The 13,928-nt window shown below is 45.2% G+C and carries 14 protein-coding genes; 10 read left to right on the top strand and 4 right to left on the bottom strand.

What is annotated here, in order from left to right:
• Positions 1 to 9 precede the first annotated feature (9 nt).
• From IDJ76_RS13920 to IDJ76_RS13930, 3 genes are all read right to left on the bottom strand, one after another.
• Positions 10 to 789: a molybdopterin-dependent oxidoreductase gene (locus tag IDJ76_RS13920; protein ID WP_191163943.1), complete on the bottom strand. Its 780-nt coding sequence runs from the start codon at positions 787 to 789 to the stop codon at positions 10 to 12.
• Positions 779 to 1,492: a cytochrome b/b6 domain-containing protein gene (locus IDJ76_RS13925; protein WP_224746325.1), complete on the bottom strand. Its 714-nt coding sequence runs from the start codon at positions 1,490 to 1,492 to the stop codon at positions 779 to 781. Before IDJ76_RS13925 ends, IDJ76_RS13920 begins: the two co-directional genes overlap by 11 nt.
• A gap of 76 nt (positions 1,493 to 1,568) precedes the next feature.
• Positions 1,569 to 2,363 carry a DUF1223 domain-containing protein gene (locus IDJ76_RS13930; protein WP_191163944.1) on the bottom strand — a complete coding sequence of 265 codons (795 nt, stop codon included), beginning with the start codon at positions 2,361 to 2,363 and terminating at the stop codon, positions 1,569 to 1,571.
• 170 nt (positions 2,364 to 2,533) lie between these two features.
• Between IDJ76_RS13930 and IDJ76_RS13935 the strand changes: the two genes are divergently transcribed.
• The 10 genes from IDJ76_RS13935 (at position 2,534) to IDJ76_RS13980 (ending at position 12,963) form a co-directional block, all read left to right on the top strand.
• A complete protein-coding gene (locus IDJ76_RS13935; RefSeq protein WP_191163945.1) occupies positions 2,534 to 3,124 on the top strand; it encodes a sigma-70 family RNA polymerase sigma factor in 591 nt (196 codons plus the stop codon).
• A 3-nt stretch (positions 3,125 to 3,127) separates the two neighbouring features.
• Positions 3,128 to 3,403, top strand: coding sequence for a hypothetical protein (locus tag IDJ76_RS13940; RefSeq protein ID WP_191163946.1), 276 nt, complete (start codon positions 3,128 to 3,130; stop codon positions 3,401 to 3,403).
• Between the two features lie 60 nt (positions 3,404 to 3,463).
• Positions 3,464 to 3,721 carry a hypothetical protein gene (locus IDJ76_RS13945; RefSeq protein ID WP_191163947.1) on the top strand — a complete coding sequence of 86 codons (258 nt, stop codon included), beginning with the start codon at positions 3,464 to 3,466 and terminating at the stop codon, positions 3,719 to 3,721.
• An 82-nt stretch (positions 3,722 to 3,803) separates the two neighbouring features.
• Entirely contained in the window at positions 3,804 to 4,382 is a 579-nt protein-coding gene (locus tag IDJ76_RS13950; protein ID WP_191163948.1) for a peroxiredoxin-like family protein, read from the top strand.
• 182 nt (positions 4,383 to 4,564) lie between these two features.
• Complete coding sequence (locus IDJ76_RS13955; RefSeq protein WP_191163949.1) at positions 4,565 to 7,072, top strand: TonB-dependent receptor; 2,508 nt, start codon at positions 4,565 to 4,567, stop codon at positions 7,070 to 7,072.
• 180 nt (positions 7,073 to 7,252) lie between these two features.
• The gene (locus tag IDJ76_RS13960) at positions 7,253 to 8,182 is read left to right on the top strand and encodes a dihydrodipicolinate synthase family protein (RefSeq protein WP_191163950.1); all 930 of its coding nucleotides are present in this window, start codon (positions 7,253 to 7,255) and stop codon (positions 8,180 to 8,182) included.
• A 10-nt stretch (positions 8,183 to 8,192) separates the two neighbouring features.
• The gene (locus IDJ76_RS13965; protein WP_191163951.1) at positions 8,193 to 9,767 is read left to right on the top strand and encodes an aldehyde dehydrogenase (NADP(+)); all 1,575 of its coding nucleotides are present in this window, start codon (positions 8,193 to 8,195) and stop codon (positions 9,765 to 9,767) included.
• Position 9,768: 1 nt separating this feature from the next.
• The gene (locus IDJ76_RS13970; RefSeq protein WP_191163952.1) at positions 9,769 to 10,770 is read left to right on the top strand and encodes a 4-hydroxyproline epimerase; all 1,002 of its coding nucleotides are present in this window, start codon (positions 9,769 to 9,771) and stop codon (positions 10,768 to 10,770) included.
• Position 10,771: 1 nt separating this feature from the next.
• The gene (locus IDJ76_RS13975) at positions 10,772 to 12,019 is read left to right on the top strand and encodes an NAD(P)/FAD-dependent oxidoreductase (RefSeq protein ID WP_191163953.1); all 1,248 of its coding nucleotides are present in this window, start codon (positions 10,772 to 10,774) and stop codon (positions 12,017 to 12,019) included.
• Between the two features lie 68 nt (positions 12,020 to 12,087).
• Positions 12,088 to 12,963 (top strand): AraC family transcriptional regulator, encoded by an 876-nt coding sequence (locus IDJ76_RS13980; RefSeq protein WP_191163954.1) that lies wholly within the window; start codon positions 12,088 to 12,090, stop codon positions 12,961 to 12,963.
• Between the two features lie 13 nt (positions 12,964 to 12,976).
• On the opposite strand, the gene IDJ76_RS13985 is transcribed toward IDJ76_RS13980, so the two are convergent.
• The gene (locus IDJ76_RS13985; protein ID WP_191163955.1) at positions 12,977 to 13,867 is read right to left on the bottom strand and encodes an SDR family oxidoreductase; all 891 of its coding nucleotides are present in this window, start codon (positions 13,865 to 13,867) and stop codon (positions 12,977 to 12,979) included.
• Between the last annotated feature and the right edge of the window lie 61 nt (positions 13,868 to 13,928).

The following is a 13,928-nucleotide window of genomic DNA, read 5'->3' on the forward strand; positions in this document are numbered from 1 at the left end:
CGGTACACCTTAAAGGCCCGAGTAATAATCATACCCTTCTCTTGCCCAATAATCGGGCAAACGTCTGTTGCTAAAGGTCATGTAGCGAATTCGTTTTAAATTTTTGATGCCGTATTTAACCGGGATGATGAGCCGCAGCGGTGCACCATGATTAAGCGGAATAGGCTTGCCGTTCATTTCATAGGCCAAAATAGTTTGCGGGTGCACGGCACTCGGCATATCCAAGCCTACCTGGTATTTTTTATCGGGCGTCATTAGACCAACATAGTTTACTTGGGTTTGATCGCCAAGGCCAAAATGATCCATAAAGTCTATCATCTTGAGGCCGCCCCAGTATTGGATCTGGTCCCAACCTTCAACGCATTTAAAATCAAAAACGATCTCTGTTTTCGGCAAGGCCTTTATTTCTTCGATAGTAATGTACATGATATCCCCGTTAGCCTTTTTTACCTCCAGTTTCCAATCGGCAACATCAAATTCGCTTTCCAAACCTATCTTACTATTCTGGCGTACGTTTTTGGCCGCCATTTCTTTTGGATAGGTTTTAACCAAATGATTGTTGCTGAAAAAATTGCGGAAGAATAATTCTGTTTTATTTAAGGCCCGGCGTAGTGGTGCATGTGCCCCCGCGGTTGCGCTTGCAACTTCATCGGGCGAGGTGTAGAGCGCTCGCCACCCTTTATATGCTGCGGCACTACCGACAGCAAAAATCCCGAAAGAAATGAAGTTGCGCCTCTTGATTTTTTGATCTACCGTAAGCGGTAGTTTAATTTTCTTTTTATTTTCCATCTGTTTCGGGGGCTTTAGGGGTTTCAATATCAATTTGAGGGATTGCCGGTTCTGTTTTCACAACCTCAAAACCTGATATTACCGAGCGGAAATTATTCCAGCCGGCAAGCACTACCTGGAAAACGTGGATCAGGAAAAAGAATACATATCCAATGGTCAATACAAAGTGCGCTATGCGTGCCAAATGGTAGCCTCCGCAAAGCCAGGTAATGGTGCTGAACTGCACGGGTTTGTATATAGCCAGCCCGGTTATCAATGATCCGAACCCCATAACGATAATAGCGGTGTAGGCTATGCGTTGTGCCGCATTATATTTATTTTGAGGTGGTGCCATTTTGCGGATGTGCAGATCATGCAGCAATACCAGCCAGGCTTCTTTGAATGACTTACGTTGTGGTAATAATTCGCGCCACGAGCCGGAGATGATGGTATAAAGCACATAAATAAGTCCATTCAATGCAAAAAACCACATGAACAAAAAGTGAAAGGCCATGCCTTCTGCCAGTCGCCCCGGGATGTTAAAAAAGTTATTAAACCAATCAGGAAAAAACCTGAAAAATTGATGGCCAAAAATAGTGAGGGTATAAACATCGTTGCTCCAGTAAATGAGCATACCGCTCCATATCATTATGGTGAGCAGGGGGAAGTTCACCCAATGCGTCCAGCGCATGAGTAACGAGTGTTTTTCTTTAATAACTTTCATGTTATAAGGAGGTTGAGGTGATTTAAATAGTGTTCACATACGTTAATGAGCGCAGGTGAACACCATTAATTATGATTTAATTACTTGCTACAGCAGTACCGGTAAATGCTGCCTTGGTAGCCGCATTGATCTCGCCGGTTTTTGTATTTTGTATAAAAGCGATCACTTCGTAATTTTTTGCTGAGAAGCTATCAGGCAGATTAATGCTTGCCTCGCCTGTTTTTGCAACAAGCGGGATGTTTTGAAGATTACTCACTATCTGTACGTGCGATAGGGTACGGCCTCCATTTTCGCCCCGTTTAACAACTATAGTTGCTGCCTTTTGTACTAAAGCTAAAAGTAAAGTGTTATCTGCACCTCCCTCTGTAGCGTATTTAATTAAGGCTTTGTTGCCGGTTAAATTAACACCCTTTAATGATAAATCTGCTTTTGGTGACTTTCTTAAGTTTGCTGTAATGGTATTACGCAATGTGCCTTCCTGCGAGCCTACAAATTCGGTTTTGCCGTTAACAATAACTTGCGGCGTGTATGCCGAGCTTAAATTTAACCAGTTGGCATAGGTGTTTTGCCTGTTAGAAAACGCTGCACTGCTAAAGGGGTCTTTCCAGCCCAGGCGGTTCCAATAATCAACATGGTAGGCCAGGATATAAACCGGCTTATCAGAAACTTCTTTTTCAATTTTAGCAATCACTTCATCCGCCGGAGGGCAGCTCGAGCATCCCTCGGAGGTGAAAAGCTCAACAACCGCAAATCCTTTATCGGATGTGACAACTATGGGTTTGTTATTGCCGGCCTTTAAAAAGGTAAACGCTGATACCAAACCCGCGGTAACTATTAAGGCGAGCGCTGTAAATATTTTGATGGTATTCATATTAAATCTTTTTTACACGCTTAGTCGGCCTTTAAGGGTCATCCTTACAAATTAAATATACATTTATAATGGCTTGCCATACAGTTGTTTAAAACAACACCTTTTATGCCAAAAAAAATAATTACATATTGTAAGGTTTTGAACTTGTTGCCGACTAATGGTTGTTTATAATGATGAACGAACAAACAATCCCTCCCGTGCATCAGCCCCCCGACCCAAAAAACTGGGTTGCGATGTATGCTGATTATTTATTTGCCTATACCATAACACGTATACAGGACGAAGAGCAGGCTCGTGACCTGGTGCAGGAAACGTTTTTGGCTGGCTTACAAGGCCTGCAGAAATACGCCGGCAAAAGTTCTGAGCGGACCTGGTTAACAGGCATATTAAAGAATAAGATAATTGATGTTTACCGAAAAAAATCGTCGGGCTTAAAAACGCAGGAGATAAATACTGCGGATGGCGAAGTGCTGGATTTTTTTAATGGAACCGACGGGCACTGGAAGCAAGAGCACAGGCCCCAAAACTTTGGGTTGAATGATTTTGACCCTTTAGCTAATAAGGAACTTAACCAGGTGCTTCAAAGGTGTATGCGAAAGTTACCCGCATTATGGCTCTCGGTGTTTACAATGAAACACATGGACGATGAGGAAACCGATGTAGTTTGTGCTGAACTGAGAATAAGTTCGGCCAACTTTTGGGTGATTATTCACAGGGCTAAACTGAACCTGAGGGCTTGCCTTCAAAAAAACTGGATGTAAAAAATGAGCGATTTTAAAGATATTATATATAACTGCCGGCAGGCCACTTACTTAATAGAGAAGCGCGAACTAATAAAGCTGACGTTTAAAGAACAGATTGAATTACGGATGCATTTAGTTGGCTGCGATATGTGCAAACTTTATGTAAAGCAAAGCCGGAAAATAAATGAGATGGTAAAGCAGCTTTTAAAGTCAGACATGAGGCACACCATCAGATTAGATGATGATTTTAAAAATGCGTTGCAAACACAAATTGACGATCAATTAAATAAAAATTAAAAAACTTGTAAGGTTTGATAAATGAGCCCGACAAAGGGGCAAATTAAAAAATCAAAGAACATGAAAACTTACAAATCAATTATCTCGACTATCCTATTAGCAACTGCTGTTACTTTTAGCGCAGGTGCTGCAACCTCATCTTTCCAGGACAAAATGGCCCAGGACAAAATGTCAAAAGACAAAATGGAAACAAAGAAGATGGACAAAATGAGTAAAGACAAAATGAAGATGGAAAAGAAAAAGATGGACAAGATGAAAAAGGATTCATCTAAAATGGATAAAATGTCGAAAGACAAAATGGATAAAGGCAATAAATAATTGGGAGGTTGTTTTTGTTTTTAATGAGGGTGGGGGCAAACGCCCCCACTTCTTTTTTTTTATTCTTATTTCAATTTAAATCATGAAAAACTATATACTAATCGCACTTGGTCTTTTATTTTCTGCTCAGGTGATAGCACAGGCAGGGTTAAAGGCGGGTGTAGTGGCACCGGCATTTACTGCAACAGATAATTCAGGCAAAAAGGTTGATCTGAAAACGCTGTTAAAAACGCATAAATCGGTCGTGTTATTCTTTTACCGCGGCCAGTGGTGCCCGTATTGCAACAAACAAATGCAGCATATACAAGATTCTTTACAGCTACTAAGCGGTAAAGGTGCCTACGTTATTGGTGTAACGCCCGAGACGGAAGAGAATATTGCTAAAACTGTTACAAAAACAAAGGCAAGCTACTCTATCGTGCAAGATAAAGGCTACAGTATTATGAAAAGCTACGGTGTTAATTACTTTATGGATGATGCCACCGTTACTAAATACAAAGGCTATGGTTTAGATATGGCCAAAGCAAACGGTAACCCAGATAATGTACTGCCGGTACCCGCAACTTACGTTATAGGCAGCGACGGTAAAATTGCTTTTGCGCATTTTGATAAAGATTACAGCAAGCGCGCATCGGTAAAAGATATCCTGACGGCACTTTAAGAAACTTAGCTATAAAATCACAAAAGCCCCCCTTCCGTTAAAACGGATAGGGGGGCTTTGTTTTTACACTCATTGACTGCTATTTTAAAACGCATCTTCTTATTTAAAATTAGTCTAAATAAATTTGATAAATAGTTTTTGATTGGTATTTTCGCCCTAAATTAGAATTAATCTAAATAAGCATGAACAAAATATACCTTATCCTCCTTCTCAACCTGTTTTGCGTTCTCATCGGCAATCAGGCTTCAGCACAATCAAAATATGTGTCATTATCCGGCAATGTAAAAACCAGTGATGGTAAGCCTGCAAGTTTTGTAAGCGTAGCCTTAGCAGGCACTAACAAGGGCACCATGACAGACGATAACGGCTATTATTTGATAGCTAATATTAAACCCGGCAATTATACACTTAAGGTTTCTTTTGTTGGGTTAAAAACACAAGAACGCCAGGTCAACGTTACCGCGGGCTCAAAAAACCAGGTAGATTTCTCTATTAGCGAAAACGCCTCACAATTAAATGAAGTTGTTATCACTGGCTCGCAAACCTTAAACAAGCCAGTTGCTTTAGGCAAGGCAAATATTCGCCCCTTAGATCTGCCGCAAAGTACAGGCGTTATTTCCAGCACCGTGATCGCCGATCAGCAGGCTATCCGCCTGGGCGATGTAGTGAAAAACGTGAGCGGTGTATCGCTTACTCAAACCCGTGGCGGCGTTGCCGAAACCTTTTCTTCAAGAGGTTACAGTATAGGTGTTGCCGGTTCCGGCGGTAGTATCTTTAAGAACGGTATCATTTCAAACACGCAAGGTTTCCCTGATGCCAGTACGCTGGAGTCGATAGAAGTTTTAAAGGGCAGTTCGGCCTTGCTATACGGTAACGTATCTGGCGGGGTGATCATCAACCTGGTTACTAAAAAACCACGTTTTGACTGGGGTGGCTCAGTGTCGATGCTCGTGGGCAGCTTTAACCAGTACAAGCCAACTGTCGACCTTTACGGCCCTATTTCAAAAAACTTAGCTTTCAGGGTAGTGGCCACGCATGAAAATGCCGATAGCTATCGCGATGTGGTGCATGTGAACCGTACCTACGTTAATCCGTCTTTACTTTATAAAATTGGCACCAAAACAGATATTTTGTTAGAGGGTGATTACCTGAAATCTAATATCGTTCCGGATGCAGGCGTTGGCGTGCCCAACAACCGCATCACCATAACCGAAGTGCCTAAACAACCCCGTAACCGGTTTATTTATCCAAACTGGGCATACAATAACACAGAGCAGGGATCAGGTTACCTGACTATCAACCACCGCTTTACTGATAACTGGAAATTAACGGCTATCGGTGGCTTGCAAAACACAAAGGTTAACGGTTTTGGTGTAGGTGTGCCGATGACCATCGCTGCAAACGGCGATTGGACACGCACCCTGAGCGCGGTAAAAAGCGCCGAAAAGGATTACTCGGCACAGATCAATTTGAATGGCGCGTTCAAAACCGGATTTTTGGGCCATCAGTTATTATTCGGGACAGATTTTACCCGGATAGTAGCGCAAAATAATACCTTTAAGTACACCTCAGCCGCGGGTGTAGTGGGTACGGCTTATGATAAGATCAACATCTTTGATCCGGCCACCTTTAACGTACGTACCGACATCCCGGCTATCGCCGATACTGCCTTAACCACTACCCCGCAAAACCGGATGGGTATTTACGCGCAGGATCTGATCAGCATCACCAGTAAATTTAAAGTATTGGCAGGTTTAAGATGGTCATATCAGAAGGCCTACCGCACAACCATTTTTAATTATGACAGGCAGCAGGAGCGCCGGGGGGCAACAGCCGACAAATCGGACAATGCATTTTCGCCAAAATTGGCCCTAATCTATCAGCCGGTGCAAACCACATCTGTTTATGCCAGTTATACCAACAACTTTACCATCAATAGCGGAATAGATATCTTCGGTAATAATCTAAAGCCGTCTATCGTTAATCAATACGAGGCCGGTGTTAAAAATGAATTCTTGAATGGCCGCTTATCTGCCAACTTGAGCGTTTATCGTATTCGCAACAGCAACTTTGCGCAAACTGCCTTGGTCGACCAAAACGGTAACCCGAATACTAATACTAACATCAAGACACTTAGTGGCGAAACCACCAGCGATGGTTTGGAGGTAGACCTCAACGGATCACTATCAAAGAATTTTTATTTTATAGCGGGTTATGGTTATAACTACATGCGCTATACCAATACTACAGGGGTTGCAGGGTCACAGGTTGAAGGCGAGCGGCTGATTAACAACCCATCACATACAGCTAACGGATCTATCTTCTACACCTTTGACGGTGGGAGCGTGAAAGGCCTCAAGATCGGTGCATCGGCATTTTACACCGGCAAACGCTTTGGTGGTAACAATAATACCGTTGGTGTTGCGCCGGGCGAGTTGAACAGCACGCGCACCGGGGTAACCACAGCTAACCCTAACGGCACAGGTAAAACATCATCCTACAATGCGTTGCTGCCGTTAACCGGCTTTACTACGGTCGATCTTTCGGCAGGTTACAGTTTCAAACATATATCGCTGTTGACCAAAGTGGCTAACATATTTGACACCTTTAATTATGTTGTGCATGACAGGTACAGCCTAAACCCTATTCCGCCGCGTATGTTTGTAGCCACACTGGCTTATAAATTTTAATATAAAATACCTTTTAAAAAGCCGGGCGTTGCAAAATGCCCGGCTTTTTCCATTAATAATTTAACTTGACAATTGATTTTTTATACTCCAGTAGGTTAAAATACGGTTATTACTGATTAAATTTTGAGTAGGATAAATTGTTGCGCCAGCCTACATTTGAGTTTAAAATAACAAGCAATTATGGAAATTACATGGAAAGGGGTTTTCCCTGCGGTCACAACAAAGTTTACGACTGATGATCAATTAGACCTGGGTGCTTTTGATAAAGGTATTGAAGGACAGTTAGAAGCCGGCGTTGACGGTATTGTTTTGGGTGGATCATTAGGTGAAGCCAGTACCCTTACCAACGACGAAAAAATAACCCTGGTAAAACATACCGTGGAGTTATCTGCTGGCCGCGTACCGGTAGTTTTTAACATTGCCGAGCAAGGCACTAAAGCAGCGATCGAATTAGCGAAGCGTGCCTTAGATAATGGTGCCGACGGACTAATGGTGTTACCCCCTATGCGTTATAAAGCCGATGATAAAGAAACGGTAACCTATTTTACCGAGATAGCCAAAAACGTACCCTTGCCCATCATGATATACAATAACCCGGTTGACTATGCCATTAACGTTACCATGGATATGTTTGGCGAATTGGCTGCACAAAGCAATATTGTAGCTATTAAAGAATCGTCAAGGGATATCAGCAACATTACCCGTTTGTACAACCGGTTTGGTAACCGTTTTAACGTGTTTACCGGTGTTGATACCCTGGCTATGGAAAGCCTGAGCGTGGGTGCTGTAGGCTGGCTGGCCGGTTTGGTTAACGCATTCCCAAAAGAAACCGTGGCTATATACCGGTTGATGAAGGCCAACAGATACGAGGAGGCCCTGGCGATATACCGTTGGTTTTTACCCGTGCTGGAGCTGGATATCCACCCTAAATTAGTGCAGTACATTAAACTGGCCGAGAGCAGGACGGGTTTAGGTACCGAGCATGTAAGGGCACCACGCCTGGCACTTACCGGCGACGAGCGCACACGCATCTTATCTATTATAGATACCGCTATAGCCAACAGGCCGGAATTACCCGCAGATAGCTGGGGAGTTACCGAAAAGGCATAAATTTGATCAAATGACAGAAAATACATCAACAAGTTTTGCTATATCCACGGCAGGCCAAAGAACATTTAGTGCCGTCGAAGCTGCAACCGGTGCAGCATTGGAAGGCGCGTTTGCCTGCGCCACCATGGAAGATATTGATCTGGTAATGCAGTTGGCAGCAGCAGCTTACCCAGTATATAAAAGTATTGGTAAAGAAAAAAAATCGGCCTTTTTACGGGCCATTGCTCAGGAGATAGAAGCTTTAGGCGATGCGCTGATTGAACGGGCATCTGCTGAAAGTGGATTGCCTTTGGCACGTTTACAGGGCGAGCGCGGCCGCACCTGTGGCCAGCTGCGCATGTTTGCCGATCTGGTGGATGAGGGGTCATGGGTTGAGGCTGTAATTGATACAGCCCTTCCCGAAAGGCAGCCGTTGCCCCGCCCCGATCTGCGTAAAATGCTGGTGGCGCTTGGGCCGGTGGTGGTTTTTGGTGCAAGTAATTTCCCGCTGGCATTTTCAGTGGCCGGTGGCGATACCGCTTCGGCATTGGCAGCAGGTTGCCCGGTAGTGGTAAAGGCGCACAGCGCACACCCGGGCACCAGTGCACTGGTAGCGGATGCCATTATGAAGGCAGCAAAGGCTACCGCTATGCCTGATGGCGTTTTCGCTATCCTTTTTGACGATGGCTTTACCGTTGGCGAAGCATTGGTAAAACACGAGTTGACCAAAGCGGTAACCTTTACGGGATCATTTAAAGGAGGTATGGCCCTGCATGAGATTGCGCAGCAGCGCAAGCAACCTATACCGGTATTTGCCGAAATGGGCAGCATTAACCCGGTAATATTTTTACCCGGAATTTTAGAAAGCCAACCCGAAGAATTGGCTAAGCAATACGCGGCATCCATTACTCTGGGTGCAGGCCAGTTTTGCACCAACCCTGGCTTACTTTTAGCCATCCGATCGGAAGGGCTTAACCGTTTTGAGGATGCTTTGGCCGCGGCAATATCGACTGTAGCATCCGCAACAATGCTTACCAAAGGTATCCAGGATAACTTTAGTAAATTATCTGACGGGATGCTGAAAGAAACAGGTGCCGAATTGCTGGTGAAGGGCGCGCAGCCTGCAAACGCCAACCAGGTTACACCGGTGATTGTTAAAACAACGGCTGCAGAATTTTTGGCCAATCCCAAATTCAGTCACGAAGTTTTCGGTCCTTACTCCTTATTGGTTGTGGCAGATGATTTGGCACAATTGGAGCAGATCGTAGCTGCATCAGAGGGGCAACTCACCGTAACCCTAATGGCGCGGGAAACAGAGTTAGCTCAATATCAACCGTTAATTGATAAAGCTTTAGCCATTGCCGGGCGATTGATATTAAACAACGTCCCTACCGGTGTAGAGGTTTGTGCAGCAATGCAGCACGGCGGCCCGTTCCCGGCTACATCCGATAGCCGCTTTACTTCCGTTGGTACATCGGCTATCCGCCGTTTTGTACGCCCGGTAAGCTGGCAAAACTGGCAGCAGCAATTACTGCCCAATGAATTGAAAGACGGCAACCCGCTAAAGATCTGGCGTACGGTTAACCAGCAATTTACAAAGGACTAACATGGCAGTAAAAACATTTTTTTGTGTAGACGCCCATACCTGCGGTAACCCGGTAAGGTTGGTGGCAGGCGGGGGGCCGGTTTTGTATGGTGCAAACATGAGCGAAAAGCGCCAGCATTTTTTAAAGGAGTATGACTGGATCCGTAAGGGGCTTATGTTTGAACCCCGCGGGCACGATATGATGTCGGGCAGTATTTTATATCCGCCTCATAACCCCGATAATGATGTCGCCGTGCTGTTTATTGAAACCAGCGGTTGCCTGCCCATGTGCGGCCACGGCACTATCGGCACCATTACAATAGCTATCGAGGAGGGTTTGATACAACCTAAAATACCCGGCGTTGTGCGGATGGAAGCACCGGCCGGCCTGGTATTGATAGAGTATAAACAGGAGGGCGCCAAGGTTACCTCGGTAAAGCTCACCAACGTACCATCGTACCTGGCGGCAGAAAACCTGGAGGTGGAATGCCCCGATTTAGGAAAACTAACCTTTGATGTAAGTTACGGTGGGAATTATTATGCCATTGTTGACCCGCAGGCAAACTTTAGCGGACTGGAAAACTATGCTGCCGACCAGCTGATTGCCTGGAGCCGCGAACTGCGCAAACGCATTAATGAGCAATACACGTTTGTACATCCGCAAAACCCTACCATAAATACGTGTACACACATTCTATGGGCTGGGAAAACACTATCTGCAGATGCTACGGCCCGTAACGCCGTATTTTATGGCGATAAGGCAATAGACCGCTCGCCTTGCGGCACGGGTACTTCGGCACGTATGGCGCAATGGTTTGCCAAAGGTAAACTCAAACAAGGCGACGAGTTTATCCATGAAAGCATCATCGGCAGCAAGTTTATTGGCAGGGTAGAGGATGTGGTTGATATGGCCGGGTTTACAGCTATTGTACCCAGCATTGAAGGCTGGGCAAGGGTTTATGGCTATAACACAATTAAAATTGATGACGACGACCCGTATGCTTACGGGTTCCAGGTAATTTAATATGCAGAAAGTAATTATTATTGGCGGGGGTATTATAGGGTTAAGCACGGCTTATTATTTGAATAAGGCAGGTGCCGATGTGACGGTGCTGGATAAGGGACTGTTGGATGATAACTGCTCGTTTGGCAATGCCGGGATGATCGTACCCAGCCATTTTGTACCGCTTGCGGCACCAGGCATGGTAGAACAAGGCATCCGCTGGATGTTTGACAGCAAAAGCCCATTTTACGTCCGCCCTTCATTTAACCTCGATTTGTTTTCATGGGGTATCAAGTTTTTAAAAAGTGCTAATAAAACCCATGTGGCAAAGGCCGCTGTTCCGTTGCGCGATCTATCGTTATTGAGCAGTGCCCTTTATACCGATCTGGCAAAAGAAAAGTACCTGGAATTTGGCCTGGCCAATAATGGCATACTGATGCTTTATAAAACCGAAAAGGCGGGCGAAGAAGAAGTGCACCTTGCCGGGAAAGCGAAGGCGCTGGGCTTAGATGTGGAGGCCTTATCTGCCGACCAATGCCGCGCTTTACAGCCCGACCTGCAATTAGATATTGCCGGTGCGGTGCATTACCGTTGCGACGGGCACTTAGCGCCGAACAATTTGATGCGTAATCTTACCGCCCTTCTTGAAAACGCAGGTGTTAAAATAGCACGCGGCAGCGAGGTTACAAAAATAGATCAGCATCAAGGCAAGATCACAGACGTGCATGCAGCTACCGGCACCTACCAGGCCGATGAAGTTGTAATAGCCGGAGGGGCATGGTCGCCCGCGATTACTAAATTGGTGGACTTAAACGTGCCGTTAATGCCGGGTAAAGGTTATTCGTTCATGTATGATGAACCCCAAAAACGCATGCATATCGCGTCGTTGTTGATGGAGGCACGGGTTTCCGTCACCCCTATGGGTAACCAGATCCGTTTTGGCGGTACTATGGAACTTGGCCCGATGAATGATAAGGTGAATATGAACAGGGTGAAAGGCATTGTCGAAGCTATCCCCAAATACTTTCCTGATCTGCGCCCTGCCGTCCCCGAAGTATCTAAGATCTGGCATGGTTTCCGGCCCTGCTCACCCGACGGTTTGCCTTACATAGGGCGGGCGGGCAAATATCAAAACCTGGTGATAGCCGGGGGCCATGGTATGATGGGCTTGAGCTTAGGCCCTGCTACCGGAAAACTCGTTACCGAATTGATGACGGGCGCAAAGCCATCAATTGCCGTTGATGCTTTTAATCCTGATAGATACCTGTAATTACCTTAAAATAGGGTAATCATATATTTATGGGTTAATATGCGGTAGGTTTTAGTATTTTTATGAAAATGAATGTACTTGAATTTACCATACCGGTAGCGCACGATCAATCTGTTATTGTGCAGGAGGATGCGATGCCTTATTTTTATCCGTACCTGCACCGGCACAACGAGGCACAGCTGATTTGGATATTAGAGGGAGAAGGTACCTTAATTGCCGGTACAGATATCCATACGTTTAATTCCAACGATATCTTCTTGCTGGGTGCTAATCAGCCGCACCTTTTTAAGAGTAATCCCGATTATTTCTCTGCCGAAAGTAATAAGCAGATCAGATCTGTAATGGTGTTCTTTAACCCCTACGGCAACCTGGCACCCCTGTTTCAACTGCCCGAAATGGTTAGCTTGCTGGCATTCATACGCCAGCACAGCGGTGGTTTTAAATTGCCGGCGACTTACGTAACCGCTGTATCTCAATTAATTTTAGCTATTCAAACAGCGACAGACGCGGAACGGATAACACGTTTTATAGAATTGCTAACCAATTTATACCAGTTTAACAGTAAATTTACTCCGCTATCAGCCGCAGCCCTAACCCAGGTGAGCGAAAACGAGGGCATCCGGATCAGTAATATTTACAATTATGTAATGCATAATTTAGATAAAGCCATCACCCTTGACGACATTGCGCACAAGGCAAATTTAACCCCACCCGCCTTTTGCCGTTATTTTAAAAAGCATACGGGCAGCACATTTATTACTTTTTTAAACCAACTGCGGGTAAATGAGGCCTGCAAAAAATTAACATCTGGTAAAGATGAGGCCGTTGCTATGATAGCCTACGGCTGCGGGTTTAACAGCATCACCAATTTTAACCGGATCTTTAAAGATGTTACCGGCGTTTCCCCGCGCGAATATCTGAACCACTACAAAGGGAACTACTGATAAATAGGCGGCATTAGTAGTCCAGTTCGGCCTGATGTTTTTTAATAAAGTCGGCCATTTTTACGGGTTGCTCTCCTGTAATTTGGGCAAAGTTGTCAAAAGTATCGTCGGCACCGGGGATGGTACCGGCGGCGTACCGTTTCCAATGTTCATATACGCAACCCATGTAAGCCATCTCTGCCCCGGCATCGATCATCGATTGTAAAAACACTTCGGGCGCTAAAGGCTCATATCTAAAAGGTTTGCCAATAATAGCGGTCATCATGGTTGCCATTTCATCAAACGTCACCGCGTCATAACCTAACCGGTAAGTTTGCCCGCTGTGTTTCTCGGGATACGCCAGCGCTAAGGCAGCCACTTTTGCTACATCATCAACATCCACCCAGCTTAATCTGGCGCCCTCTACATAAGCATGGATAATGCCGTTTTCAATAGCTTTTTTACCGCCGTAACTCAATATGTTTTGCATAAAGGTTTCGGGGCGTAAATGGGTGTATGAAAAGCCCGCCCATTCAATGTAGCGTTCTACCAGCTGGTGCCAGGCCCAGTGCGCAACGGTAGTGTCGTCGCGGCCGCAGGCGCCTAAATGCACCACATGCTGTACCCCTGCTTTTTTGGCGCTGTCTAAGATAGCTTTGCTTTGCCTTAACATATCAACCGTGTAACCGGTAACGATCAACAGCCTGTCGACGCCTTGGAGCGCGGCCGTGTAAGTGCTTTCATCATCAAAATCAAGGATAACGGTCTCAATTCCGCGGGCATTAAAAGCCGCCACTTTTTGGGGCGAATGTACCGCCGCTATAATTTCAAGCTCCTTATTTGAAAGCAAATTGGCTATGGTTTTACTACCTACCTGCCCGGTTGCCCCGGTAATGAGTACTCTTGGCCGTTTTGTATTTGACATGCCACAAAGATACCCCTGCAAAAGTTAACGGCTCTTGATCTAAATCAACAAATACAATTAT

Source organism: Mucilaginibacter glaciei (assembly GCF_014773245.1).
Classification (GTDB): Bacteria; Bacteroidota; Bacteroidia; order Sphingobacteriales; family Sphingobacteriaceae; genus Mucilaginibacter; species Mucilaginibacter glaciei.

Excerpts from the sequence above, each read along its gene's own strand:
- IDJ76_RS13945 (WP_191163947.1), top strand. The coding sequence starts at position 3,464 with ATGAAAACTTACAAATCAATTATCTCGACTATCCTATTAGCAACTGCT.
- IDJ76_RS13935 (WP_191163945.1), top strand. The coding sequence starts at position 2,534 with ATGATGAACGAACAAACAATCCCTCCCGTGCATCAGCCCCCCGACCCA.
- IDJ76_RS13960 (WP_191163950.1), top strand. The coding sequence starts at position 7,253 with ATGGAAATTACATGGAAAGGGGTTTTCCCTGCGGTCACAACAAAGTTT.
- IDJ76_RS13930 (WP_191163944.1), bottom strand. The coding sequence starts at position 2,363 with ATGAATACCATCAAAATATTTACAGCGCTCGCCTTAATAGTTACCGCG.
- IDJ76_RS13975 (WP_191163953.1), top strand. The coding sequence starts at position 10,772 with ATGCAGAAAGTAATTATTATTGGCGGGGGTATTATAGGGTTAAGCACG.
- IDJ76_RS13985 (WP_191163955.1), bottom strand. The coding sequence starts at position 13,867 with ATGTCAAATACAAAACGGCCAAGAGTACTCATTACCGGGGCAACCGGG.
- IDJ76_RS13920 (WP_191163943.1), bottom strand. The coding sequence starts at position 789 with ATGGAAAATAAAAAGAAAATTAAACTACCGCTTACGGTAGATCAAAAA.
- IDJ76_RS13925 (WP_224746325.1), bottom strand. The coding sequence starts at position 1,492 with ATGAAAGTTATTAAAGAAAAACACTCGTTACTCATGCGCTGGACGCAT.
- IDJ76_RS13965 (WP_191163951.1), top strand. The coding sequence starts at position 8,193 with ATGACAGAAAATACATCAACAAGTTTTGCTATATCCACGGCAGGCCAA.
- IDJ76_RS13950 (WP_191163948.1), top strand. The coding sequence starts at position 3,804 with ATGAAAAACTATATACTAATCGCACTTGGTCTTTTATTTTCTGCTCAG.
- IDJ76_RS13970 (WP_191163952.1), top strand. The coding sequence starts at position 9,769 with ATGGCAGTAAAAACATTTTTTTGTGTAGACGCCCATACCTGCGGTAAC.
- IDJ76_RS13980 (WP_191163954.1), top strand. The coding sequence starts at position 12,088 with ATGAATGTACTTGAATTTACCATACCGGTAGCGCACGATCAATCTGTT.
- IDJ76_RS13940 (WP_191163946.1), top strand. The coding sequence starts at position 3,128 with ATGAGCGATTTTAAAGATATTATATATAACTGCCGGCAGGCCACTTAC.
- IDJ76_RS13955 (WP_191163949.1), top strand. The coding sequence starts at position 4,565 with ATGAACAAAATATACCTTATCCTCCTTCTCAACCTGTTTTGCGTTCTC.